General features: G+C 70.0%; 22 protein-coding genes. 4 read left to right on the top strand and 18 right to left on the bottom strand.

Annotation, left to right across the window (positions count from 1 at the left end; genetic code table 11):
• Window positions 1-59: 59 nt before the first annotated feature.
• Complete coding sequence (locus tag N5I32_RS05885; RefSeq protein WP_261494460.1) at window positions 60-248, bottom strand: DUF3553 domain-containing protein; 189 nt, start codon at window positions 246-248, stop codon at window positions 60-62.
• 20 nt (window positions 249-268) lie between these two features.
• Between N5I32_RS05885 and N5I32_RS05890 the strand changes: the two genes are divergently transcribed.
• Complete coding sequence (locus N5I32_RS05890) at window positions 269-859, top strand: histidine phosphotransferase family protein (RefSeq protein ID WP_261494461.1); 591 nt, start codon at window positions 269-271, stop codon at window positions 857-859.
• A gap of 43 nt (window positions 860-902) precedes the next feature.
• On the opposite strand, the gene N5I32_RS05895 is transcribed toward N5I32_RS05890, so the two are convergent.
• The 16 genes from N5I32_RS05895 to purC all read right to left on the bottom strand — a co-directional run bounded on the left by N5I32_RS05895 (window position 903) and on the right by purC (window position 18,718).
• A complete protein-coding gene (locus N5I32_RS05895) occupies window positions 903-2,183 on the bottom strand; it encodes a glutamate-5-semialdehyde dehydrogenase (RefSeq protein WP_261494462.1) in 1,281 nt (426 codons plus the stop codon).
• 49 nt (window positions 2,184-2,232) lie between these two features.
• Complete coding sequence (gene proB, locus N5I32_RS05900) at window positions 2,233-3,348, bottom strand: glutamate 5-kinase (RefSeq protein ID WP_261494463.1); 1,116 nt, start codon at window positions 3,346-3,348, stop codon at window positions 2,233-2,235.
• Window positions 3,336-4,361 carry a GTPase ObgE gene (gene obgE, locus N5I32_RS05905; RefSeq protein WP_261494464.1) on the bottom strand — a complete coding sequence of 342 codons (1,026 nt, stop codon included), beginning with the start codon at window positions 4,359-4,361 and terminating at the stop codon, window positions 3,336-3,338. Before obgE ends, proB begins: the two co-directional genes overlap by 13 nt.
• Before the next feature lie 83 nt (window positions 4,362-4,444).
• Window positions 4,445-5,257, bottom strand: coding sequence for a class I SAM-dependent methyltransferase (locus N5I32_RS05910; RefSeq protein ID WP_261494465.1), 813 nt, complete (start codon window positions 5,255-5,257; stop codon window positions 4,445-4,447).
• Entirely contained in the window at window positions 5,254-6,324 is a 1,071-nt protein-coding gene (locus N5I32_RS05915; protein WP_261494466.1) for an ATP-grasp domain-containing protein, read from the bottom strand. The genes N5I32_RS05910 and N5I32_RS05915 overlap by 4 nt, the downstream gene beginning before the upstream one ends.
• A gap of 105 nt (window positions 6,325-6,429) precedes the next feature.
• Window positions 6,430-6,969, bottom strand: coding sequence for a GNAT family N-acetyltransferase (locus N5I32_RS05920; protein ID WP_261494467.1), 540 nt, complete (start codon window positions 6,967-6,969; stop codon window positions 6,430-6,432).
• 287 nt (window positions 6,970-7,256) lie between these two features.
• The gene (gene rpmA, locus N5I32_RS05925) at window positions 7,257-7,526 is read right to left on the bottom strand and encodes a 50S ribosomal protein L27 (RefSeq protein WP_261494468.1); all 270 of its coding nucleotides are present in this window, start codon (window positions 7,524-7,526) and stop codon (window positions 7,257-7,259) included.
• A gap of 13 nt (window positions 7,527-7,539) precedes the next feature.
• Entirely contained in the window at window positions 7,540-7,980 is a 441-nt protein-coding gene (gene rplU / locus N5I32_RS05930) for a 50S ribosomal protein L21 (RefSeq protein WP_261494469.1), read from the bottom strand.
• A gap of 227 nt (window positions 7,981-8,207) precedes the next feature.
• Window positions 8,208-8,960, bottom strand: a complete 753-nt coding sequence (locus tag N5I32_RS05935) for a cytochrome c biogenesis CcdA family protein (protein WP_261494470.1) — start codon at window positions 8,958-8,960, stop codon at window positions 8,208-8,210.
• Between the two features lie 122 nt (window positions 8,961-9,082).
• Window positions 9,083-11,803, bottom strand: coding sequence for an Rne/Rng family ribonuclease (locus N5I32_RS05940; protein ID WP_261494471.1), 2,721 nt, complete (start codon window positions 11,801-11,803; stop codon window positions 9,083-9,085).
• A gap of 497 nt (window positions 11,804-12,300) precedes the next feature.
• Window positions 12,301-13,632, bottom strand: coding sequence for a sigma-54-dependent transcriptional regulator (locus N5I32_RS05945; RefSeq protein WP_261494472.1), 1,332 nt, complete (start codon window positions 13,630-13,632; stop codon window positions 12,301-12,303).
• A 7-nt stretch (window positions 13,633-13,639) separates the two neighbouring features.
• Entirely contained in the window at window positions 13,640-15,427 is a 1,788-nt protein-coding gene (locus N5I32_RS05950) for a sensor histidine kinase (protein ID WP_261494473.1), read from the bottom strand.
• 46 nt (window positions 15,428-15,473) lie between these two features.
• The gene (gene purQ / locus N5I32_RS05955; protein WP_261494474.1) at window positions 15,474-16,142 is read right to left on the bottom strand and encodes a phosphoribosylformylglycinamidine synthase subunit PurQ; all 669 of its coding nucleotides are present in this window, start codon (window positions 16,140-16,142) and stop codon (window positions 15,474-15,476) included.
• A gap of 115 nt (window positions 16,143-16,257) precedes the next feature.
• Window positions 16,258-17,301, bottom strand: coding sequence for a zinc-dependent alcohol dehydrogenase family protein (locus tag N5I32_RS05960; protein ID WP_261494475.1), 1,044 nt, complete (start codon window positions 17,299-17,301; stop codon window positions 16,258-16,260).
• Window positions 17,301-17,552, bottom strand: coding sequence for a phosphoribosylformylglycinamidine synthase subunit PurS (purS, locus tag N5I32_RS05965; RefSeq protein WP_261494476.1), 252 nt, complete (start codon window positions 17,550-17,552; stop codon window positions 17,301-17,303). Before purS ends, N5I32_RS05960 begins: the two co-directional genes overlap by 1 nt.
• A gap of 404 nt (window positions 17,553-17,956) precedes the next feature.
• Window positions 17,957-18,718, bottom strand: coding sequence for a phosphoribosylaminoimidazolesuccinocarboxamide synthase (gene purC / locus N5I32_RS05970; RefSeq protein ID WP_261494477.1), 762 nt, complete (start codon window positions 18,716-18,718; stop codon window positions 17,957-17,959).
• Between the two features lie 159 nt (window positions 18,719-18,877).
• On the opposite strand from purC, the gene N5I32_RS05975 reads away from it, so the two are divergent.
• The 3 genes from N5I32_RS05975 to bmt all read left to right on the top strand — a co-directional run bounded on the left by N5I32_RS05975 (window position 18,878) and on the right by bmt (window position 22,440).
• Complete coding sequence (locus N5I32_RS05975; RefSeq protein WP_261494478.1) at window positions 18,878-19,192, top strand: DUF1476 domain-containing protein; 315 nt, start codon at window positions 18,878-18,880, stop codon at window positions 19,190-19,192.
• A gap of 148 nt (window positions 19,193-19,340) precedes the next feature.
• Window positions 19,341-21,458 (top strand): phosphatidylglycerol lysyltransferase domain-containing protein, encoded by a 2,118-nt coding sequence (locus N5I32_RS05980; RefSeq protein ID WP_261494479.1) that lies wholly within the window; start codon window positions 19,341-19,343, stop codon window positions 21,456-21,458.
• A complete protein-coding gene (gene bmt, locus N5I32_RS05985; protein WP_261494480.1) occupies window positions 21,430-22,440 on the top strand; it encodes a betaine--homocysteine S-methyltransferase in 1,011 nt (336 codons plus the stop codon). The genes N5I32_RS05980 and bmt overlap by 29 nt, the downstream gene beginning before the upstream one ends.
• A 76-nt stretch (window positions 22,441-22,516) precedes the next feature.
• On the opposite strand, the gene N5I32_RS05990 is transcribed toward bmt, so the two are convergent.
• On the bottom strand, window positions 22,517-23,599 hold the full coding sequence (locus N5I32_RS05990; RefSeq protein WP_261494481.1) for a PA0069 family radical SAM protein: 1,083 nt from the start codon (window positions 23,597-23,599) through the stop codon (window positions 22,517-22,519).
• Window positions 23,600-23,696 lie beyond the last annotated feature (97 nt).

Consider the following 23,696-nt stretch of genomic DNA (forward strand, 5'->3'; position numbering starts at 1 on the left):
CCGCCCGCACGCACCGCCCGCACGCACCGGTTGCGCCGCCTTGCGACATTAACCGTTCCTCAACTATCTTCGCCGTAGACCGGTTCCAGTTCCACCTCAAAGCCGTTGACCACGACCTTGCCCGCGTTCTCGAAATTCACCGTGATGCGGTGGCCGATCCGCGACTGCACCTGCCCGAGGCCCCAGTCCGGCGCGGCGCGGTTCCTCACCGTCATCCCCGGCTCCAGCATTGCGTTCAGTCCCTTCATCCATCCCCCGAGGTTTGTCCATGCCGCCTGACCCGGCCGAGCTTGCAGCACTTATCGGCTCGCGCATCTGCCACGATCTTATCAGCCCGATCGGCGCCATCGGCAACGGGGTGGAGCTTCTGGAGATGGCGGGAACCGCGGGGCCCGAGGTCTCGCTCATCGCCGACAGCGTGGCCGCGGCCAATGCCCGCATCCGCTTCTTCCGCATCGCCTTCGGCACCGCCTCCGCCGACCAGACCCTGGCCCGGACGGAGATCCGCTCCGTGCTCGACGACCTGTCGCGCGGCGACCGGCTGACGATCGACTGGCAGGTGGCGGGCGACCAGCCGCGCGGGCCTGTCAAGCTGGCCTTCCTCCTCCTGCAGTGCTGCGAAACCGCCCTGCCCTTCGGCGGGCGCCTCACGGTATCGGATGCAGAGGGCGTCTGGCAGATCCGGGCCGAGGCCGAAAAGATGAGGATCGACGAGGCGCTCTGGTCCCGGCTCGAAGGCGGGCGCGCGCCGCTCACGCCGGCGCAGGTGCAGTTCGCGCTCGCCCCGGCCGAGGCGGCCCGGATCGGCCGGCCGCTCCGCATCGTGCGCGGCGAGGGGTGGATCACGCTGCGGTTCTGAGAGGCGCGGGGCGGGCCTCAGGGGCGGGCCTCGGGGGCGGGCCTCAGGGGCGGATGGTGCCCTGCCCCTCGACCAGATACTTGAAGCTTGTCAACTGCTCCGCGCCGACCGGGCCGCGCGCGTGCATCTTGCCGGTGGCGATGCCAATCTCCGCCCCCATGCCGAACTCGCCGCCGTCGGCGAACTGGGTCGAGGCGTTGCGCATGAGGATCGCGCTGTCGAGACGGGCAAAGAACCGCTCCGCCGCCGCATCGTCCTCGGTCAGGATCGCCTCGGTGTGCGAGGAACCGTAACGCCGGATATGCGCGATGGCCGCGTCGATGTCGTCCACCACGCGGGCGGCGATGATCATGTCGAGGAACTCGTGCCCGAAATCCTCCGGCTCCGCCGGTCGCGTCCCGGCCAGCCCCTCGGCCCTGACCTCGACCCCGGCCGCCATCAGGTCGTCGACGATCTGCTGGCCAAGGGTCGCGGCCACGTCGCGGTGCACCAGCAGGCATTCGGCCGCGCCGCAGATGCCGGTGCGGCGGGTCTTGGCGTTCATGACCACGCGGCGCGCCTTTTCCGGATCGGCGGCCTTGTCGACATAGACGTGGCAGATCCCCTCCAGATGCGCGAAGACCGGCACCCGCGCCTCGGCCTGCACCAGCCCGACAAGGCCCTTGCCGCCGCGCGGCACGATCACGTCGATCGTCCCCGTCGCCCTGAGCATCTCCGCCACCGCCGCCCGGTCGCGCGTGGGAACAAGCTGGATCGCCTCCTCCGGCAGACCCGCCGCCCTCAGCCCCGCCACCAGGCAGGCATGGATCGCGCGGCTGGAGTGGAAGCTCTCCGACCCCCCACGCAGGATCACCGCATTGCCCGATTTCAGGCAGAGCGCGCCGGCATCCGCGGTCACGTTCGGGCGGCTCTCGTAGATCACGCCGACGACGCCCAAGGGCGTGCGCACGCGCCTTATATGCAGGCCCGAGGGCATGTCCCATTCGGCGATGACCTCGCCCACCGGGTCATTCTGGGCCGCCACCGCGCGCAGCCCCGCGACGATCGCCGCGACGCGCCCGGCATCAAGCCTCAGGCGGTCCATCATCGCCGGGCTGAGGCCCTTGTCGCGACCATAGGCCAGGTCCTCGGCATTGGCGGCGATGATCGTGGCCTCCGCCGCCGCCACCGCGTCCGCCGCCGCCTCCAGCGCCGCGCGCCGCGCCGCGGCCGGGGCAAAGGCCAGCTCTGCCGCTGCCGCCTTCGCCCGCGCGCCGATCCCTGCCATCAGCCCGGCAATGTCGCCCGTGTCCTTCACGCGAAGCCCTTCCCTGCGCCCGTTCATTCTGGCCCAAATACTCCCGCCGGAGGCACCGGCCGGCAGGCCGGCCCGCTCACAGCGCCATGTCGTCGCGATGCACCATCGGTCCGCGCCCGGCATAGCCCAGAATGGCGCCGATGTCACCCGACCGGCGCCCGGCGATGGCCTTCGCCTCGGCGGCGGAGTAGCGCACCAGCCCCTTGGCAAGTGCCGCGCCCGTAGGGTCGAGGATGGCGACCGGATCGCCGCGCCCGAAGGTGCCCGCGACCGCGGTCACCCCCGCCGCCAGAAGCGACTTGCCAGCGCCAAGGGCCGCGACCGCCCCGGCGTCGAGGCGCAGCTCGCCCCGCGGCTTCATCGCCGCGATCCAGCGCTTGCGCGCGACCTGCGGATCGCCGTCGGGCAGGAACCAGGTCCGGTTGGCGCCTTCTGCCAGCGCCGACAGCGGACGCAGGATCGAGCCCTCCATGATCGCCATCGCGCAGCCGCCCTGCACGGCGGTCTTGGCCGCCATCAGCTTCGTCTTCATCCCCCCCTTGGAGAGGCCCGAGACCGGGTCGCCCGCCATCGCCTCGATCGCCGGGGTGATCCGGTCCACGATGTCGAACCGCGTCGCCGTCGGGTCTTCCTTAGGATTGGCGGAATAGAACCCGTCGACGTCCGACAGGAGCACAAGCTGGTCCGCCCCGATCGTCACCGCGATCTGTGCGGCCAGCCGGTCGTTGTCGCCAAAGCGGATCTCGTCGGTCGCGACCGTATCGTTCTCGTTGACAATCGGCACGACGCGCAGCGACAGGAGCGTTTCCATCGTCGCGCGGGAATTGAGGTAGCGCCGGCGATCCTCGGTATCCTCCAGCGTGACCAATACCTGTCCGGTAGTGATGCCGTGGGGCGCCAGCACCTCCTCGTAGGCGCGGGCAAGGCGGATCTGGCCCACCGCCGCGGCGGCCTGGCTTTGGTCGAGCGTCAGCGCCCCGGCGGGCAGGCCCAGCACGCCACGCCCAAGCGCGATCGAGCCGGAGGAGACGAGGATCACCTGCGTGCCCCGAGCCCGCGCCGCCGCCACGTCCTCGGCCAGCCCCCGCAGCCAGTCGAGTTTCAGCCCGCGCGCCCGGTCGACCAGCAGCGCCGAGCCGATCTTGACGACAAGCCGCCGCGCCCGCGCGATATCGGGGCTCAGGGGTGCCATGTCTCTACCTCGGGCGTGATCGCGCGGGCCGCCGCGATCTCGGCCCAGAGCGCGCGCAGCACCTCGGTCAGGCCCATCTTCGCCGCCCCGGAGATAAGGAACACCGGCCCGCCCACGGCCTTTTCGAGCGACCGCCGGCGCGCGCCCAGGGTCTTCGCATCCAGCGCGTCGATCTTGTTCAGCGCGGTGATCCGGGGCTTGGCGGCAAGATCGGGGGAATAGGCCTCAAGCTCCTTCAGGATCGTCCGGTAATCCTTTGTGATCGTTGAGGATGTTCCGTCCACAAGGTGAAGGAGGACCGAACAGCGTTCGACATGGCCCAGGAACAGGTCGCCGAGCCCCCGTCCCTCGGACGCGCCCTCGATCAGGCCGGGGATGTCGGCCATGACGAATTCCTTGCCGTCAACGCCGGCGACGCCGAGGTTCGGGTGCAGCGTGGTGAAGGGGTAGTCCGCGATCTTCGGGCGCGCGTTCGACACCGCCGACAGGAAGGTGGACTTGCCCGCATTGGGCAGGCCGAGAAGCCCCGCGTCGGCAATCAGTTTCAGGCGCAGCCAGATCGTGCGCTCGATCCCCTCCTGCCCGGGATTGGCACGGGCCGGCGCGCGGTTGGTCGAGGATTTGAAATGCAGGTTGCCGAAGCCGCCGTTGCCGCCCTTGGCCAGGCAGACGCGCTGCCCGACCTCGGTCAGGTCGGCAATCAGCGTCTCTTCGTCCTCGTCGATGATCTCGGTCCCGACCGGCACTTTCAGCACGATGTCGTCGCCGTCCTTGCCGGTGCGCTGGCGCCCCATGCCGGGCTGGCCGCTCTTGGCGAAGAAATGCTGCTGGTAGCGGAAGTCGATCAGCGTGTTGAGCCCGTCCACCGCCTCGGCCCAGACAGAGCCGCCCTTGCCGCCGTCGCCGCCGTCCGGGCCGCCGAATTCCACGAACTTCTCGCGCCGGAACGACACGCAGCCCGCGCCGCCGCCGCCCGAGCGGATGTAGACCTTGGCGAGATCGAGGAATTTCATGATGCGTGCCCCTTTCGCGGATCGTTGAGGCGATAGTCGCTTGGGCCGGGAATCGCAAGCGCGCCCTGCGTCGGGGCCCGTGGTCAGGCGGTTGCGGGGGTGGCGACGAGAAGCGGCAGGTCGGGGGCGAAGGGATAGGTGCCCGACGGCGCGATCCGGGCGTCAAGGCCAGCCGCGCGCGCGAGGTCCAGCACCTCGTCCCGCGAGGGCACCCACCACGAGAGCGGCGATGCGGCGTAGTGGTCGATCAGGATCATGCGGTCGGGCGGCAGGCCGGTGCGGCGCAGGAAATCGTCGCGGTCGGGAAAGAGGCGGCAGAAGCTGTCGTGGATCGCGCGGACCGGCACCTCGGCCCCCGAAGCCTGCGCGAGGTGGAGCGCGATCAGCAGCCTGAGGCCGTGGAAGTTGAAGCCCGGCGCATCGGCATGGGCGCGGATCGCATCCTCCGTCACCGGCGCCGCCGGGCGGCAGACGGTGCGGATGACCACGCGCCCGCCCGGCCGCAGCGCCGCCGCCACCGCGTCAAGGACGCGGCGCGCGGCGAGGCCCGCCAACTGGCTGAGCGAGAGGTCCCCCACGCAGAGGTCGAATGGCCCGAGGGCCGGAATGTCCTGCGTCCAGTCGCCCTGGACCGCGCGGTGCGTGGGCGTGTCGCCCGGCCAGACGGTGGCGATCATGCCGGCGCTCGCGTCAAGCGCGGTCACGTCCCGGAAGGCCGCGTGAAACTCCGGCGTGACGCCGAGAACCAGAACCCGGCCCGCCGCCGCGGGGCCCGCCGCCGCGACCATCTGCGCCACCGCCTCGGCCGGCGGGCGCAGCGGTTCACCCTGAAACGACCAGATCCGGTGCATCCCGGCCCAGTGCGAGGGGACGGCCCCTGTCGCGCCACCGGTCATGGTGCGCTCGCGAAAGTGTCGGCCACCGGCGGCAGGGCGGCGGCAGGGCAACCCTCGCCCTTGGCGGCGCGGGCGAGGAAGCGGTCGACCGCGCCCTCGAACGCCGCACGCAGGGGGGCGTGCAGGCGCTTCAGCCGGTCCTTCGCGACCGGCGTCGCGTAGTAGGCCGGCGGATGCACCATCGTCATCGCGGCGTTCGCCTCGAACAGCACCAGCCGCCCGTCCGGCATCAGGCCAAGGTCGGCCCCGATCGCGTCCATCGCCGCCCGCTCCCCGAGCGCGGCCATCACGGCAGCCAGCCTCCCCTCGGCCAGAAGCCGGTCGCACAGCTCCGCCTCGCGCTGGGCGAAGTCGTCGGGCGCGGTTTCGCCGGTGTCGTGATTGATCCGCCAGTGCCGCGACTGCTTGATCGAATGGATGCGCATCTCGCCTCCGAACCAGCCCGCGCGCAGCTTCAGGAAGCCTTCGGGCCCCAGCGTGTCGTGGAACTGGGTCATGAAATGCGGCTTGCCGAACCAGTGGGTGCGATAGACTGCGGGCCAGTCGAAGGGGCCGTCGATGCGGACCAGGTCGCGCCCTGTCTGCGAGGCGGCGGGCCGCACCAGCACCGGATAGCGGAAGCCGCCGTCGCGGAACGCCTTCTGAAAACTGTCCGTCTCCTCGGCCAGAAAGCGGTGGCAGCGCGGCACGATCAGCCCCTCGATCCCGCTCAGGCGGGCGGCCGACAGGTCGCGCCGCGTCAGGGCGACGGCGCGCGGGTGGTTGAAGATCGGAAGCGTTCCGCCGAAGGCCGCGTCAAGGCCGAGAAGCCCGCCCCGGTATTCGTCGGCGTCGGCGCAGAGGTTGACGATCCACGACAGGCCCCGCCGTTCAGCCGGACGCGGCGGGGGAAAGAAGAAGTGCCCCGCGCGCTTGTGGAGCTTGTCGAGCGCCGCATCGGGCAGGAGCGTGCGGTTGGGCCAGAGATACTTTGGCCGGCCCCCCTCGTCGATGCGGACCCGCACCTGCCCGCTTTCGGGCACGGCCTCGAAGACGAGGCCCCTGCCCTTGCCGCCCTCAAACGCCACGACACCCCTCCGCGCAGGCGCCGGCCCGGCCAGCCGCCTTTTGACGCCATTGAATCCCCGGCCCCGTCCGAGGTCAATGGGGCTTCGGCGCGGAACCGGCGCAGGTCAGGACATCTTGCGGATGTAGGTCCAGGTCGGGACCATGCGGCCGCGGGCGACCGAATGCGCCTCGGCGTCGCCCAGATACTCGAACCCGCAGTTGGTCAGCACGCGCGCCGAACCGGGATTGTCCTGAAACACCTCGGCAAACAGCGTCCGCGCCTCGTGCGGGTTGGCCTCGACCATGGCCGCCACCGCCTCGGAGGCAAGTCCGGTGTTCCAGAAGGCCGGCGCCACCCAGTAGACGATCTCGCTCTGCGCGCGGTCCATGCGGGTCAGGCTGACAAGGCCCAGCACCTCATCGAGGCCATGTTCGGAACCGTCCATGACCCAGATATCCTCGCCGCAGCCCTGCGTCAGGCAGCGGTCGACATAGGCCTCTGTCGCGCCGGGGGGCAGCGGATGGGGGATCACACGGGTGCCCTCGGCCACGCGCCGGTCGGCGGTGTAGAAGGCGATCAGCCCCGCGTCCGAGCGCCGGAGCGGGCGCAGAGCGAATCGTCCGGCCCGGATCACCGGCAGAAGCCCCAGTTGTTCCTGGATCATTCCTTCCCTCCTCCAGTGCCAGGGACAGACGCCGCGCGCTTCGCCGCGCCGGTTTCCTGCCCGCAATCCGGGCGCGACCGGCCCCTCCGCCGGTCGTCCTGCCCTGCCCTTACTTTCGAAATGGGGCGTATGCATGGCGCGAACAATCCCATCCTGTGGCCGGACCCGGTCACGATGCCGGGAACCGAAGTTGATACGATGTCCAAGTCGGACACTCCCTGGGAAACGAGAGGGGGACCGGCCTTCCGGCCGATCCCCCATTTACAAACCGATTGTAAAGGTTCGGCTTACTCGGCTGCCTCCGCCACGGGGAGAACCGAAATATAGGTGCGGCCCTTGAGACCCTGCTTGAAGGTCACGCGGCCATCGACGGTGGCAAAGATCGTGTGATCGCGACCCATGCCGACGCCCTCGCCCGGCCACCAGGTGGTGCCGCGCTGGCGGACGATGATCGAGCCCGGCTGGGCGGACTGGCCGCCGAAGAGCTTGACGCCGAGACGACGGCCGGCGGAGTCGCGGCCGTTGCGGGAGGAACCGCCTGCTTTCTTGTGTGCCATGGGGTGCTACTCCTTACGCTTCGGCTTTTTTCGAGGCGCGCTTGGCCTTCGGCGCTTCGGCCGGCTTGGCCGCGCCATTGTGCGCCGCGACGCGGGCCGCATGGGTGCCGGTCGCCGCCGCCACGCCCGACTTGTCCGCGCCGGTGGCGAGGATGTCGGTCACGCGCACGAGCGTCAGCTTCTGGCGGTGGCCACGGGTGCGCTGCGACGAATGCTTGCGCCGGCGCTTCCAGAAGGTGATGACCTTGTCGGCCTTGATCTGGTCGATGACCTCGGCCTGCACGGCCGCGCCGGCAACCAGCGGGCTGCCCAGAACGGGCGCGTCGCCGCCGATCATCAGCACTTCGTTGAACTGGATCTTGTCACCGGCACTGGCCGCCAGAAGTTCCACGCGCAGGACGTCGCCCGCCTGGACCTTGTACTGTTTGCCACCGGTCTTGAGGACCGCGAACATGGGTCTTTCCTTCATCGTTTCCGCGCCCTGTGGCCCCCGCTCGGGTGTTTCCGGCCCTCGGGCCGCCTCGGACAGCGCGCCCCCGTCAGGGAGCGTCATTGCAAATGGATACCCCGGACACGAGTCGGATGACCCGCCGGGATGCGGGCTTATCGGGAATTGTCCGCGGAAAGTCAAGCGCCCCCGGCAGGCGGTCCGGCAGGTGGTGCCGCAGACGGAGCGGGCCCCTATCCCACCAGCGCGAGCGCGGGGAAGGTTTCCAGAAGCCAGTAGGAAAAGGCGGTGAAGCTGCCCGTCACCATCAGCAGACCGATGGTCCACAGAAGCAGGCCCATGATCCGCTCGATCCGTTCCATGTGCCGCTTGAGGAAGGCCATGGTGCCCTTCAGCCGCGGGAAGAAGGCCGCGACGAGCAGGAACGGGATGCCGAGGCCGAGCGCGTAGATGGCCAGCAGCGCCGCGCCGCGCGGCAGGCTGGCGTCGCCCGCGGCCAGCGTCAGGATCATGCCCAGCTGCGGGCCGATGCAGGGCGTCCAGCCGAAGGCGAAGGCGAGGCCCAGCACATAGGCGCCAAAGGCGCTGCCGCCGCGGTCGCCCGCGTCCAGCCGCGCCTCGCGGTCGAGGAAGGGGATGCGGAAGACGCCGATGAAATGCGCCCCGAAGATCATCACCACGATCCCCGCCGCGGTCGAGAACCAGTCCTGGTTCTGCAGCAGGAACCGCCCCATCGCCGAGGCGGCGATACCCAGAAGCAGGAAGACGGTCGAGAGGCCGAGGACGAAGAAAACCGCGGCCAGAAGCGCTGCCCGGCGCGCCCGCCGTTCCTCCGCCATGTCGCTCATGCCGATGCCGGCCATGTAGGCCAGGTAGGACGGCACGATCGGCAGGACGCAGGGGCTGACGAACGAAAAGACGCCCGCGATCAGCGCGACGAGGGCGGCAAGCGGAAATCCGGCGGTAAGGGCGCTTGGGTCGAACATGGGCCCTCCTTAGCGCAGGCGGCGGGGAAGGTCACGGGGGCGCGCGATCATGACGCATCACATGCGCGTGCCGGCCTGAAAGGAAAACGCCGGGCGGCGGGGCCCGGCGTTTCCACGATGTCTCAGCGGCCGAGCGACCACCAGCCCTTGCGCCGCGGCCGGTCGGGATCGGATTTCAGCGCCTCGGCCTCCTCCGGATCGGGCAGAAGGCCCGAAGCGGGGGACGATGGCTCCATCGGCGGCTGTTCCAGCAGCGGGGCCGCCTCTGCCACGGGTTCGGCAGCCTTCGGCGCGGCAACGGGTTCCGGCGCGGCCAGCGCCTCGACCTCGGCCGCGGGTTCCGCCGCCGCTTCGGCCGGCGCGGCGGCCTTGGCGCGGGACTTGCGGGCCCGCGCCGGCGCGGCCGCGGGAGCTTCTGCGGGCGTTTCCGCGGGCGTCTCATCCGTTGCGGCGGCGACCTTTGCCGCCGGTTTCGCCTTGCGCGTGCGCTTCGGCTTCGCGGGGCTTTCGCCGGCCTCGGCGCCAGCGTCCGCATCGGCCGTCACCCCGGCCTCTGCTTCGGCCGCCACTTCGACCGCGGGTGCCGCCTTCTTCGCCCGGCTGCGCCGCGACCGCGGTTTTTCCGGCGCCGGGGCAGCTTCCGCCCCGGCCTCGGCCGCCTCGGTCACGGTATCGTCGGACCCTGCCGCGTCGCCCTCGGCCTCCTCGGCACCTCCCTCATCGGCGCCACCGGCCTCGGCCGCGCGCGGCTCGCCGTTGCCGCCCTTCCGCCGCCGCCGCCGGCGACGCTTCTTCTTGCGGCCCGGCTCGCCCTCGGCGGCCTGCGGCGCGGGGGTGGTGGCCCCGGTCTCTTCCTCGTCCTCGACCTCGATCTCCTCGGCCTCGATCTCGGCCTCCTCGTCCTCGATCTCCGGCATCAGCGTCGCGTCGACCGAGACGACCTGCGTCTGCACCTCGGGCACGAAGCGGGTCGCGGTCTTGAACTTCTCGATCACGTAGTCGGGGCTGACCAGCGACGGCTCCGCCTCGATCCTGACCGACAGCCCGTAGCGTGCCTCGATCTGGGCGACATGCTCGCGCTTCTGGTTCATCAGGAAGTTGACCACCGCGACCGGCGCCTTCAGCAGCACCTCGCGGGAGCGTTTGCGGGTGCCCTCCTCCTCGAGCTGGCGCAGGATCTGCAAGGCCAGGCTGTCGTCGGAGCGGATGATGCCGGTGCCGTGGCAATGCGCGCAGGGCTGCGTCGTCGATTCGAGCATGCCGGGGCGCAGGCGCTGGCGGCTCATCTCCAGAAGCCCGAAGCCCGAGATGCGGCCGACCTGGATGCGCGCACGATCGGTCTTGAGCCGTTCCTTCAGGCGCTTCTCGACGGCGGCGTTGTTCTTGCGCTCCTCCATGTCGATGAAGTCGATGACGATCAGGCCGGCCAGGTCGCGCAGGCGCAACTGCCGCGCCACCTCGTCCGCGGCTTCGAGGTTGGTCTTGAGTGCGGTCTCCTCGATCGAGCCTTCCTTGGTCGCCCGGCCGGAGTTCACGTCGATCGCCACCAGCGCCTCGGTAACACCGATGACGATGTAGCCCCCGGATTTCAGTTGCACGACCGGGTTGAACATGCCGGCAAGGTAGCTTTCCACCTGGTAACGCGCAAAGAGCGGCAGCGCCTCGGTGTAGTGCTTCACGTTCTTGGCGTGGGACGGCATGATCATCTTCATGAAGTCCTTGGCCACGCGATAGCCCTTGTCGCCCTCGACCAGGACCTCGTCGATGTCCTTGTTGTAGAGGTCGCGGATCGACCGCTTGATCAGGTCGCCTTCCTCGTAGATCGGCGCCGGCGCAATCGACTTCAGCGTCAGGTCGCGGATCTGTTCCCAGAGCCGCATGAGGTATTCGTAGTCGCGCTTGATCTCGGTCTTGGTGCGCTGGCTCCCCGCGGTGCGGATGATCAGCCCCATGCCCTCGGGCACCTCGATCTCGGTCGCGATCTCCTTCAGCTTCTTGCGGTCGGCGGCGTTGGTGATCTTGCGGGAGATGCCGCCGCCGCGCGCGGTGTTGGGCATCAGCACGCAGTAGCGCCCGGCGAGGCTCAGATAGGTTGTCAGCGCCGCGCCCTTGTTGCCGCGTTCCTCCTTGACCACCTGCACCAGCATGATCTGGCGGACCTTCACGACCTCCTGGATCTTGTACTTGCGCGGGCGCGGCTTCCTCGGCTGGCGGATCTCCTCGGCGACGTCCTCCTCGGCGACCGATTCGATCTCCGGATCGGACTCGGCCGCATGGTCGGCGGCGACATAGGGCTCCTCGCGCGGTTCGCCGCGCCCCCCTTCGGCCGCCCCGTCCTCGGCCACCGGCATCTCCTCGGCCACCGGCATATCCTCGGCCGCAGGCTCCTCACCGGCCTCTCCCGCCTCGGAGAGGTCGACCACCCCCATGCCGGGAATGTCGTCGCTGCGCACGACCGCATCGCGCGCGCCCGCCGTCTCGGCCGCCTCGGCCTGACGGTGCGGCCGCGGCCGGCGCCGGCCACGGCCCGATTCCTCGGCCTCCATCGCCTCGGCAAAGGCGCGCTCCTCGGCCAGGAGCGCCTGCCGGTCGGCGACCGGGATCTGGTAATAGTCCGGATGAATCTCCGAGAAGGCGAGGAAGCCGTGGCGGTTGCCGCCGTAATCGACGAAGGCCGCCTGCAGCGAGGGCTCGACCCGCGTGACCTTCGCTAGATAGATGTTGCCGGCAAGCTGGCGCTTGTTGACGGTCTCGAAATCGAATTCCTCGACCTTGTTTCCGTCCACCACCACGACGCGGGTTTCCTCCGCGTGGGTGGCATCGATGAGCATTTTCTTGGCCATGAATGGGTTCCGCATGCATCCGGCAGCGCCTGTCCTGGCGGGCGGGAACGGTCGGGGGCATGTTGTGCTGTGGCGATGCGGGGCGACACGGCAACGGCGCGGGCAAGCGATCTTGCGCCGGCCCCCTCGTTCCCTCTTGCGTCGCGTGACATCGCGGTTCTGTCCTGAATGCCCCTGCGGGCACCCTTTGGTTTGGCCCCGCGCCGAACGGCAAGCGGGGTGTTTGATCGGCCTCGCGGCCAATGGCACCTGCCGGCGCCTCCTGCGAGGCGGGGCAGAGAATTCGACGTGTCGGCGGGCGCGCTGCGCACCCCGGACCGACCGCTTCCGACCATAACGGACAGCGGCGCGCAAATACAATGGCGAAAATGCCCCCGACGGACTGCGGCAAGTGCGGCGGGCGCCGCGACGACCGTCACCCGCTTCTTCTTTTCAAAAATATCCTCGGGGGGTCCGGGGGGCAGACGGCCCCCCGGCCTTCGCGCCCTGTCACCCGCTCAGATGTAGTCCTGCCGCTGCAACCCGTACTTGGCCATCTTCTCGTTCAGCGTCCGGCGCGGCAGGCACAGTTCCTCCATCACCGCGGTGATGGAGCCGCGGTGGCGGCGCATGGTGTTGTCGATCAGCATCTTCTCGAAGCTCTCGACATATTCCTTCAGGGGCTTGCCCTCGGTCGTCATGGTCTGGCCCGCGTCCTCGTTCTCCGACATCAGGAGCGAGGCGATCGAGCCGGTGCCGCGGCGGTTCTGCAGCACCGCGCGTTCGGCCACGTTGATCAGCTGGCGGACGTTGCCGGGCCAGGGCGCCTGCAGAAGCTGTGCCGCCTCCTGCGCCGTCACCTGCGGCGCCTCGCAGCCGTATTCCTCGGCGAACTGTTCCGACAGGCGGGTGAAGAGCACGAGGATGTCCTCGCCCCGCGAGCGCAGCGGCGGCAGCATGATCTTGAGCGCGGCGAGGCGGTAATAAAGGTCGGGGCGCAGCGCGTCCTCGACCGTGCGGCCCTGCTCGTGATCGTTGCAGATGGCAATGATGCGGGTCTCGGCCGGCGTGCCCTGGTCGTTGATGAAGGTCAGGAGCCGCGATTGCAGCGCGTGGCTCAGCGCCTCCACGTCCTCGAGGACAAGCGTGCCGCCGCGCGCCTCCTCGACCAGCGGGATCTGCCCGCCCTCCTCCATCGGGCCGAAAAGCCGCTTGCCCAGCATGTCCTCGGCGAAGGCGGCACAGCTGACGACGACGAACTTCTTGCCGGCGCGCGGGCCGACCGCGTGCAGCGCATGCGCCACCAGCGTCTTGCCGGTCCCGGTCTCGCCGTCGATCAGCACGTGGCCGTCGGCCTGGCCGAGGTCGAGGATATCCTCGCGCAGCCGCTCCATCGCCGGGGAGGAGCCGATCAGCTTCTTCATCAGCGTCGAGCCGTCGGCCAGTTCGCGCCGGAGCGCGCGGTTGTCGAGCGTCATCCGCCGCGCCTGGCTCGCGCGTTTGGCCAGTTCGGTCATGCGGTCGGGGTTGAAGGGCTTCTCGAGGAAGTCGTAGGCGCCGACCCGCATCGCCTCGACCGCCATCGGCACGTCGCCGTGGCCGGTGATCATGATGACGGGAAGCCCGCTGTCGAGGCTCATCAGCCGCTTCAGGAACGCCATCCCGTCCATCCCCGGCATCTTGATGTCGGAGACGACGACACCGGGCCAGTCGGGCCCGATCGCCTTCAGAGCCTCCTCGGCCGAAGGGTAAGTTTCGGTGTCGAACCCCGAAAGTGCCAGCCACTGGCTGATCGACTGGCGCATGTCCTGTTCGTCGTCGACGATCGCGATCTTCATCATGCGAGCCATGGTCACCTCATTCCGCCGCGCGGGTCTTGTCCTGCAATATGGGAAGCTGCACCTCGAATACAGCCCCCCCGCCGGGCGCGTTGCGCGCCGTCAGCCGTCCGCCAAGGTCGTTCACGATGCCCGAGGAAATGGCAAGCCCGAGGCCGACGCCGTCGCCGGGCTTCTTGGTGGTGAAGAAGGGCTCGAACAGGTTGTCGAGGTCGCTGATCCCCTGGCCGTTGTCGCGCACCGTCAGCGTCGCCGTCTCGCCCGCCGACAGCAGGATCTCGACCTGGGGTTCGCGCACCTCCTTGGTGGCGTCGACGGCATTGCGCAGGAGGTTGATCAGCACCTGTTCCAGGCGGATGCGGTCGGCCATCACCATCACCGGCGCCCGCGGCAGCGCATGCGTGATGCGCACCTTACCCGACCGCAGCGTCGGCTCCATCATCGACAGCGCCGAGGACACGCAAATGCGAACGTCTATTGGCTCGAACGCCTCACCGCCCTTGCGCGCATAGCTTTTCAGCTGGCGCGTGATCGCGCCCATCCGCTCGATCAGGTCGTCGATCCTCTGGAAGGATGACAGCGCCTCCTCCGCCCGGCGGCGCTGGAGCAGGAGCCGCGCCCCGGCAAGGTAGGTCTTCATCGCCGCGAGCGGCTGGTTCAGCTCGTGGCTGACGGCGGCCGACATCTCGCCCAAGGCGGCCAGTTTCGAGGATTGCGCCAGCGTCTGTTCGGCCACGGCGAGGTCCTTCTGGACCTTCTCGCGCTCGGCGATTTCCCGCTGCAGCCGCGCGTTCAACTGGCGCAGTTCCGCCGATTCGCGCCGGACGACCGCGGTCTCGTTGCGGGCCCGGCGCGACAGGAACCAGAAGGCCGCGGCAAGAAGAAGGGCGAATCCCATGATCTCGAGCGAGAGGACGGCGTTCACCCGCTCGCGGATCGAATCGTAGGTGGTGAACGAGACGATGCGCCAGCCGCGGAAGGGCACCCGCGCCTCGTTGCGCATCACCGCCTCGCCGCGGACATAGGCGTCGGGGCGGGCGTTGGCCCAGTCGAAGGTCGCCCGGACCGCGCGCCCGATGGCGGTTTCGGCCGGGCTGATCGCCAGCGCCGCGTCGAGCGGCTTGCCGCGCCAGCGCGGCTCGGTCGCGAGGATGACGGTGCCGGAACTGTCGATCACCGCCACCGCGTCGGCAAAGCCCGCCCAGCCCCGCTCGAACTTGGCCAGTTCCGCCGCCACCAGGATCACGCCGACGGCCTTGCCCTCGGTATGGATGGCGCGCGCGAAGGTGAAGTCGAAGCCGCCGGTGTCCCGCTCCGTCACGGTGAACACGGTTTCGCGCGAGCGCAGCGCCTCGACGAACTGGGGCGCGGTACTCAGCGTCGTGCCGATCTTGTTGCGGTCGGTCGCCGCCACCGTGCGACCGTTCATGTCGAGCAGCAGGATCGAGGCGGCGCCGATTTCGGCCTGGGCCGAGATCAGCTTCTGCGAGGTCATCGAGTATTCGCCGGCGGTCAGCGCCCCGGCCAGCGAGGGGTCGCGCGCCAGCAGGAGCGGAACCACCGAGGTCCGCTGCAGCTCGCTCAGGATGTTGCCGGTGTAAAGCGCCAGCCGCACCTCGGCCCGGCCGCGGGTCGACTCGGTGAAGCTCTGCGTCAGGAAAGCGTTGGTGTACCAGATGACCGCCGCCGCGATGGCAATGACCGCCAGCGCGACCCCACGCAGCAGCCAGCGGCCGCGCGCGGCGGCCCTGCCCTGCAAGGGGCGCTGTGCTTGGGTCGGTTCGGCGGGCGGATCGGCGGCGGGCATGAAGTGATCCTAGCCGCAGGCCGGATGCGCCTCAAGCCGGACGGGGTCAGGCAAGCGCCATCGCGCTCATCAGCGCGCGGAACAGCACCGCGCCGTCCGTCCCGCCCTGCACCCCTTCGACGGCGCGTTCGGGGTGGGGCATCATGCCGAGGACGCGGCGGTTTTCCGACAGGACACCCGCGATGTCGGCCATGGCGCCGTTCGGGTTGTCGACATAGGTGAAGGCGATCCTGTCCTCGCCCTTGAGCCGCGCCAGCCCCTCGGCGTCGATCGTGTAGTTGCCGTCGTGATGCGCGATGGGAAAGCGCACGACATCGCCCGCCGTCCAGCCCGCGGTAAAGACGCTTGCCGCGGTCGCCACACGCAGGTCGACGGGCTTGCAGACGAACTTCAGCCCGGCGTTGCGCATCAGCGCGCCGGGCAGGAGGCCGGTTTCGGTCAGCACCTGGAAGCCGTTGCAGATGCCGATGGCATGGCCGCCGCCGTGGACGAAGTCCGCGACCGAGCGCATCACCGGCGACTGCGCGGCGATGGCGCCGCAGCGCAGGTAGTCGCCGAAGGAAAAGCCACCCGGGATGCCGACGATGTCGATGCCCTTCGGCAGGTCCGCGTCCTTGTGCCAGACGCGGGCGACCGAGGCGCCGGCCTTGGCGAAGGCTTCGGCAAGGTCGCGGTCGCAGTTCGATCCGGGGAAGGTAATGACGGCGGCTTTCATGGTCGATCCTCGGGCTTCTGGCGTGGTTCAGGCTGTTATCGCAAAGCGGGCGCGGGTTCCAGCGGCGGATTGGGGCGCTGCCCCGCCCCCGGCCGGAGGGTTCCCGCCGGGCGCATCAGGCGGTGAAATCGGTGATGACGGCGACGCCCGGCGGCGTCGGCCCGTCGAAGGCGGCGAGTTCTGCCGAGGCGTCCGACAGCGCCACCCGGCGCGCGATCAGCGGTGAAAGGTCGACCGCCCCCGCCTCTATCAGGCTCAGAAGGCTCGGGTAGCGCCAGGCCGGCATGCCGCGGGTGCCGAAGATGGCCAGCTGGCCGGAATAGACCGCGTCCATCGGCAGGGTCATGTTGACATGGGGTCCGGCCGGCATGCCGATCTGTACCATCCGGCCGAGTTTCCTGAGCGATCGCAACGCACTGGCCGTGGTTGCCTGGATGCCCAGCGCCTCGATCGCGACATCGGCGCCGCCCCCGGTGATCGCGTGGATGGCCGCGGGCGCGTCGACCTCGGCCGCGTTCACCACGGCGTCGGCGCCGTGCGCGCGGGCGTGGGACAACTTCTCGGCCACCACGTCGACCATGACGACGCGCGCGCCCATCGCCTTGGCGAGCAGCAGCGCCGAGAGGCCGACGCCGCCCGATCCGAAGACCGCGAGCCATTCGCCGGGGCGCAGGGCCGCGCGGCCGGTCAGCCCGTGCCACGCGGTGGTCACGCGGCAGCCGAGGGCAGCGGCCAGCGCCGGGTCCATCGCCTCGGGCAGTGCGGTCAGGTTCACGTCGGCGCGCGCCACCGCGATGCGCTCCGCAAAGGCGCCGGGATGGGTGAAGCCGGGGATGATCTGGGTCGGGCAGGTGGTCTGGTTCCCGGCCGCGCAAGCCGGGCACTGGCCGCAGGCGAGGATGAAGGGCGCGATCACGCGGTCGCCGCGGCGCCAGCGGGTGACGCGGGGGCCCGCCTCCTCGACCACGCCGCAGTATTCGTGGCCGGGCACATGCGGCAGGTGCACGTCGGGGTCCGATCCGGTCCAGCTGTGCCAGTCCGACCGGCAGACGCCGCAGGCGAGGACGGAGAGGACAACGCCATCCTCGGGGCAGTCCGGCTCCGGCAGTCGGGCGATTTCGAGGGGCGCGCGGAACCTGGTCAGAACCGCGGCGCGCATCAGGCGGTCTCGCCCATCAGTTCGACCGTGTATTTCTCGATCACGGTGTTGGCGAGAAGCTTTTCGCACATCGCCTTCACCTCGGCCTCGGCGGCGGCGCGGTCGGTCGCGGCAAGGTCAAGCTCGATCACCTTGCCCTGGCGCACGCCCTGCACGCCCGCAAAGCCCAGCGTGCCCAGCGCGTGTTTCACCGCCTCGCCCTGCGGGTCGAGGACGCCATCCTTCAGCATGACATGGACGCGGACTTTCATCGCTATTCTCCTTTCCGGACGAGCACTGTTTCCCATCCGTCGTATTCCCAACCATTCTTGACGAAAAAAACCCGTCAGATCGGCGGTAAGCGCGTCGAACTCCGCTCCGGATACTGACGTTACGTGGCTGAACACAAGACTGCCGCCCATGGGCGCGTTCTTGACGTCAAAGCCCATCTTTCGCAGCGCCTTCTTGACTTGCGATCTGGAGATGGGTTTAGCCGCAAAAGGATAGGCCCAATGGTTAACCGGACGCGGTACAAGTCCATTGTCTCCGTGCTTTGCCAACTCTTTGCGCACAGAATTGTTCGCCTGAGTCTGATCGACCCCAGACTGCGCCGGCGCCTCCGCCGCAAGAGCGAAAGACGTAACAACTGCTGCGCAAAGGGCCACGAGTGGCTTCATTAGTTGATCAGTGTCGGTTTGCCGAGGTGGGTGGCCTGCGTCGGCAGGACGCCAAGGCGGCGGGCCACTTCGGAATAGGCGTCGGTCAGGCTGCCGAGGTCGCGGCGGAACACGTCCTTGTCGAGCTTTTGGCCGGTCTTGATGTCCCAGAGCCGGCACGAATCCGGGCTGATCTCGTCGGCGACGATGAGGCGCATGAAGTCGCCGTCCCAGATCCGCCCGATCTCGATCTTGAAGTCCACAAGCTTGATGCCGACGCCGTAGAACACGCCCGAAAGGAAGTCGTTGACGCGCAGCGCCAGCGCCACGATGTCGTCAAGGTCCTGCTGGTTGGCCCAGCCGAAGGCGACGATGTATTCCTCGCTCACCATCGGGTCGCCGAGGGCGTCGTTCTTGTAGCTGTATTCGACGATCGGGCGCGGCAGCGGCGTGCCCTCCTCCATCCCCAGGCGCTTGGACAGCGACCCGGCGGCGAAGTTGCGCACGATGACCTCGAGCGGGATGATCTCCACCTGCCGGATCAGCTGCTCGCGCATGTTGATGCGGCGGATGAAGTGGTTGGGGATGCCGATGTTGGTCAGCCCGGTCATGAAGAATTCCGACAGCCGGTTGTTCAGCACGCCCTTGCCTTCGATCGTCGCCTTCTTCTGCGCGTTGAAGGCGGTCGCGTCGTCCTTGAAGTACTGGACGAAGGTTCCCGGCTCGGGGCCTTCGTAGAGGATCTTCGCCTTGCCTTCGTAGATTTTCTTGCGACGTGCCATGGCAGCTCCGTTCGTCGGGCGGGACGCCCGCTGTTGCGGCCCCTATAGGGCAAGGCGCCCTCTGCCGCAAGGCAAAGGCTCCGCCCGTCGCCGGGGCTTGCAGCGCGCCCGCCGGGCAGGCATATGGAAGGGGAGAGGACCACACAAGGGACGGCGCCCATGACCACCTTCGACGACCGCGAGAACGCATTCGAGAACAAGTTCGCCCATGACGAACAGATGAAGTTCAAGGCCGAGGCGCGGCGCAACAAGCTTCTGGGCCTCTGGGCGGCGGGCCTGATGGGCAAGTCGGGCGACGAGGCGGCGGCCTATGCCAAGGAAGTCGTCATGTCGGACTTCGAGGAAGCCGGGGACGAGGACGTGTTCCGCAAGGTGGCGGGCGATCTGGGCGACCGCGCCGAGGCTGCCACGATCCGCGCCAAGATGGTCGAGTTGATGGTCGAGGCGAAGCGCCAGATCATGGAAGAGAACTGAGGCTTCGCGCCCAGGTCGACACGGCAGGAGCCGCGGCCCGGTCCGCGGCTTTTGCTTGTCTCGCATTTTACCAAGCCGCCGGGGCTGCGTTAAGCCGCGGTGAACCCTGCGCGGTCCATGGTCCTGCCCGCAAACAGGGTGGGGCCGCATGCGCAGGATCGGAACGTTCGGAACGGGGCCGCGGGATCGCGGCGGGGTTGCGGGGCTGGTGCGTGGCGTGCTGCCGCGTCAAGCGCTGATCGCGGTTCTGGCGACGGGTGGCATCTGGCTGCTGGCCGAACGGCTGGGCGAGGTCGATGTCACGGCGATCTCCACCTCGCTTGGCCAGACGCGCTGGAGCCAGTGGGCGGGCGCGCTTTTCCTCACGCTTGCAAGCTTTCGCGCCGTCGGGCGCTATGACGCGCTGGTGCAGGCGGAGATGGGCCTGCCGGTGCAGGCCCGCGCCGCCCGTCGGGCCGGCGCCGCGGCCATCGCGGCGGCACAGGTGCTGGGCTTCGGCCTGGTCAGCGGCGCGCTGGTGCGCTGGCGGCTCCTGCCCGGGACCGGGCTCGCGTCGGCGTCGCGGATCACCCTGGCGGTCGCGCTGTCGTTTCTCGCCGCCTGGGCGGTTCTGCTTGTCCTTGCGCTGGCTCTGGTGCCGGCGGCCGGCCTTCCTGCGGGGTTGGCGACGACGGCGCGCGCCGCGCTCGTGGGTCTGGCGCTGGCCTTCTGGGTCCTGCGCCGCCGGCTGATGCCCGCCCTGCCCTTCGCGGCACGGCTTCTTGTGCTGGCGGCGGCCGACACGCTGGCCGCCGCCGCGGCGCTCTGGCTCCTGCTGCCCGATACGGTCGCGGTCAGCCTCGCGGCCTTCTACCCGGTCTACCTGCTGGCGCTCGGGGCCGCGCTCCTGACCGGGTTGCCGGGCGGCGTCGGCGCGTTCGAGGCGGTGATTCTCGCGGCACTGCCTGCCGTCGGGGACGCGGCGACGGGAACGCAAACCGGGGCGCTTCTCGGCGCCATCCTCGCCTTCCGTCTCGTCTATTACGCGCTTCCGGCGATCTGGGCGGGGGTCGTGATGTGGCGCGGCCCGCGCGGGGCGCGGCAGGCCGGCCCGGCCGCGGGGCGGCACGCCCGCCGGCTGCTGGCGCGCAGCCACCGGGCCGAGGCCGGGCTTGCACGACAGGACGGGTACGAGGTTCTCGGCGGGCGCGACGGCCGGTCGGGCTGGGTGGTGGCGCGGGCGGGCGCGACGCTGGCCGCCCTCGGCGACCCGCTGGGCGATGCCCGCGAGGCGCGGATGCGGCCGGCACTCCTGTCGACGCTGTCGCGCCGGGCGCGCAGCGCGGGGCTTGCCCCCTGCCTTTACAAGGTCGGCCCGCGCACCGCCCTGATCGCGCGGCGCGCGGGCTGGGCCGTGCTGCCAGTGGCCGAGGATCTCTGGCTCGACCCGGGCCGGTGGCACGAGGGCGGGCACGGGCAGGCGCGGCTCAGGCGCAAGCTGCGCCGGGCCGAGGCGGCCGGACTTGCGATCATGAGGCACGGTCCCGGTGCGCCGCTGCCGCTGGACGGGATGGCCACTGTCGCGGCGGATTGGGCCGGCCGCCACGGTGGCGAGCGCGGGCTGAGCATGGGCCGCTTCGACCCCGGCCTTCTGGCGCGACAGCAGGTCTTCACCGCCAGTGCCGGGGGCCGGATCGTCGCCTTTGCCACCTTCCACGCCAGCCATGGGGAATGGACGCTCGACCTGATGCGGCAGGCCGCGGACTGCCCCGACGGCGCCATGCAGGCGCTGGTCGCCTCGGCCATCGGCGCGGCGCGGGCGGCCGGCCTGCCGCGCCTGTCGCTGGCCGCGGTGCCGGTCGCGCCGGCCGGGCGCGGGGCCGTCCCGGCACTGCTGCGGCGCCTCGCCCGCGGATCAGCCGGGCTTCGCCAGTTCAAGACCGCCTTCGGTCCGCGGCACCGGACGCTGTATCTCGCCGCGCCGGGGCGCCTCGCGCTCCTCAGGGCGGCGGTCGAGCTTGCCTGGGCGATCCACCATCCCCGCCCGCTGCATTTCGGTCCGCCGCAGTTCCGCCCGCCGCATTTCCGCCCGCCGCATTTCCGCCCGCCGCATTTCCGCCCGCTGTCCGGCGCGCGCGCAATTCGTCGCGATGGCGGTCAGGATGAAATTGAATCCCGCCCGCCTTCGTGGCACATCGGACGGCAAGACGCCCCCCACCCCGCCCCCGCGGCGGCGGCCGTTGCAGAAAGGCATTCCGATGAGCGACCCCCTTTCCCGCCTGCTTGAAACCCGCGACTGGCTTCTGGCCGACGGCGCGACGGGCACCAACCTGTTCAACATGGGCCTGTCCTCGGGCGAGGCACCGGAACTGTGGAACACCGACCAGCCGGAAAACATCCTCGCGCTTTACCGCAGCGCCGTGGCGGCGGGATCGGACATCTTCCTGACCAACTCCTTCGGCGCCAATGCCGCGCGGCTGAAGCTGCACGGGGCCGAGGGGCGGGTGCGCGAATTGAACCGCATCGCCGCCGAACTGGGGCGCGAGGTTGCCGATGCCGCCGGCCACGCCGTTGTTGTCGCCGGCTCCATGGGCCCGACCGGGGAGATCATGGCGCCGATGGGCGCGCTGACCCACGAGATCGCGGTGGAGATCTTCCACGAGCAGGCAGAAGGGCTGAAGGAGGGCGGCGCCGACGTCCTCTGGGTCGAGACGATCAGCGCGGCCGAGGAATTCCGTGCCGCCGCCGAGGCCTGCCAGCGCGCGGGCATGCCCTGGTGCGGCACGATGAGCTTTGACACCGCCGGCCGCACCATGATGGGCGTCACCTCGGCGCAGATGGCCGCCCTCGTCGACCGTCTCGCCCATCCGCCGATCGCCTTCGGCGCCAACTGCGGCGTCGGCGCGGCCGACCTTCTGCGCACGATCCTGGGCTTCGTCGCCGCGGGGCCGGAACGCCCGGTCATCGCCAAGGGGAACGCCGGCATCCCGAAATATCACGACGGCCACATCCACTATGACGGCACGCCCGACCTTATGGCGGAATATGCGGTGCTGGCCCGCGATGCCGGCGCCACCATCATCGGCGGCTGCTGCGGCACCATGCCCGAGCACCTGCGCGCGATGCGCAACGCGCTGGAAACACGGCCCCGCGGGCCCCGGCCGACGCTCGACGAGATTGCGGCCAAGATCGGCGGCTTCTCCTCGGCCTCGGACGGAACGGGGGAGGAGGCGGCGGGGCGCGAGCGGCGCGGACGCCGGCGCGGCTGAGGGGAGCGCCGCAGGGAGCGGCAGGCGGCGGGGGCGCTGCCCCCGCACCCCCGGGATATTTGGGAAAAGAAGAAGATCAGAAGAGCGTCAGCTGGTCGCCTGCCCGGGGTGGCGGGGCGAAGAGGTCGGTCCTGAGCGGCGGGACCGGCGCGTGGAGGCCGAGCCTGCGGCAGGCGAGCGCGAAGCGGCGCGCGATCAGGTCGGCATGGGGCCCCTCGCCCCGCATCCGCCGGCCCCAGTCGGCGTCGTAGTCGGCCCCGCCGCGCATCTCGCGCAGGCGGTTCATGACATGGGCCGCGCGTCCCGGTTCGTGGCGGGAGAGCCAGTCGCGGAAGAGCGGCGCGACCTCGAGCGGCAGGCGCAGGAGGATCCACGCGGCCGCGGTCGCCCCGTGGTCACGCGCGGCAGCGAGGATACGCTCCATCTCCGGCTCGGTGATGGCCGGGATGACCGGGGCGACCATGACGCGCACCGGGATGCCAGCGCGCGCCAGCCGTTCGATCGTTGCGAGGCGGCGCGCGGGTGGGGGCGCGCGCGGTTCGAGCCGGCGCGAGAGGCCGGCGTCAAGCGTGGTGATCGACACGCCCGTCTGCGCCAGCCCCCGCGCGGCCATCGGCGCGAGGATGTCGATGTCGCGTTCGATCAGCGTGCCCTTGGTGACGATGGCAACCGGGTGGTTCCAGTCCGAGAGGGTCTGCAGCACCGCGCGCATGATCCGGTAGCGCGCCTCGACCGGCTGGTAGGGGTCGGTGTTGGTGCCGATGGCGAGGGTCGCGGGGCGGTAGGCGCGTCGTGCCAATTCGCGTTCGAGCATCCGCGCCGCGTCCGGGCGCGCGACCAGCCGGGTTTCGAAATCGAGCCCCGCCGAAAGGCCGAGGAAGGCGTGGGTCGGCCGCGCGAAGCAGTAGGCGCAGCCGTGTTCGCAGCCCCGGTAGGGGTTGAGCGTGCGGTCGAACGGCAGGTCGGGAGAGCCGACGCGGTTGATGACGGAACGCGGGTGTTCCAGGCTGACTTGCGTCCTGAGCAGCCGTTCCTCCTCGGGCAGGTCCCAGCCGTCGTTTTCGGCCTGGCGTTCATAGGGCTCGAACCGGCCGGCGGCGTTGGTGGCGGCACCGCGCGCCTTCAGGCGCAGGAAGGGATCGGGGGGCGGAAGCGGCATGGGAAAATGAGAACATAAAGCGAACAAATACGCAAGGACCCGACGGATCGCGTGCTCACGAAACCTGTGCAGGTCGGTCCACGTCCTGCCGATGTCG

The sequence above is a fragment of the Albidovulum sediminis genome (assembly GCF_025380365.1).
Taxonomy (GTDB): Bacteria; Pseudomonadota; Alphaproteobacteria; order Rhodobacterales; family Rhodobacteraceae; genus Albidovulum; species Albidovulum sediminis.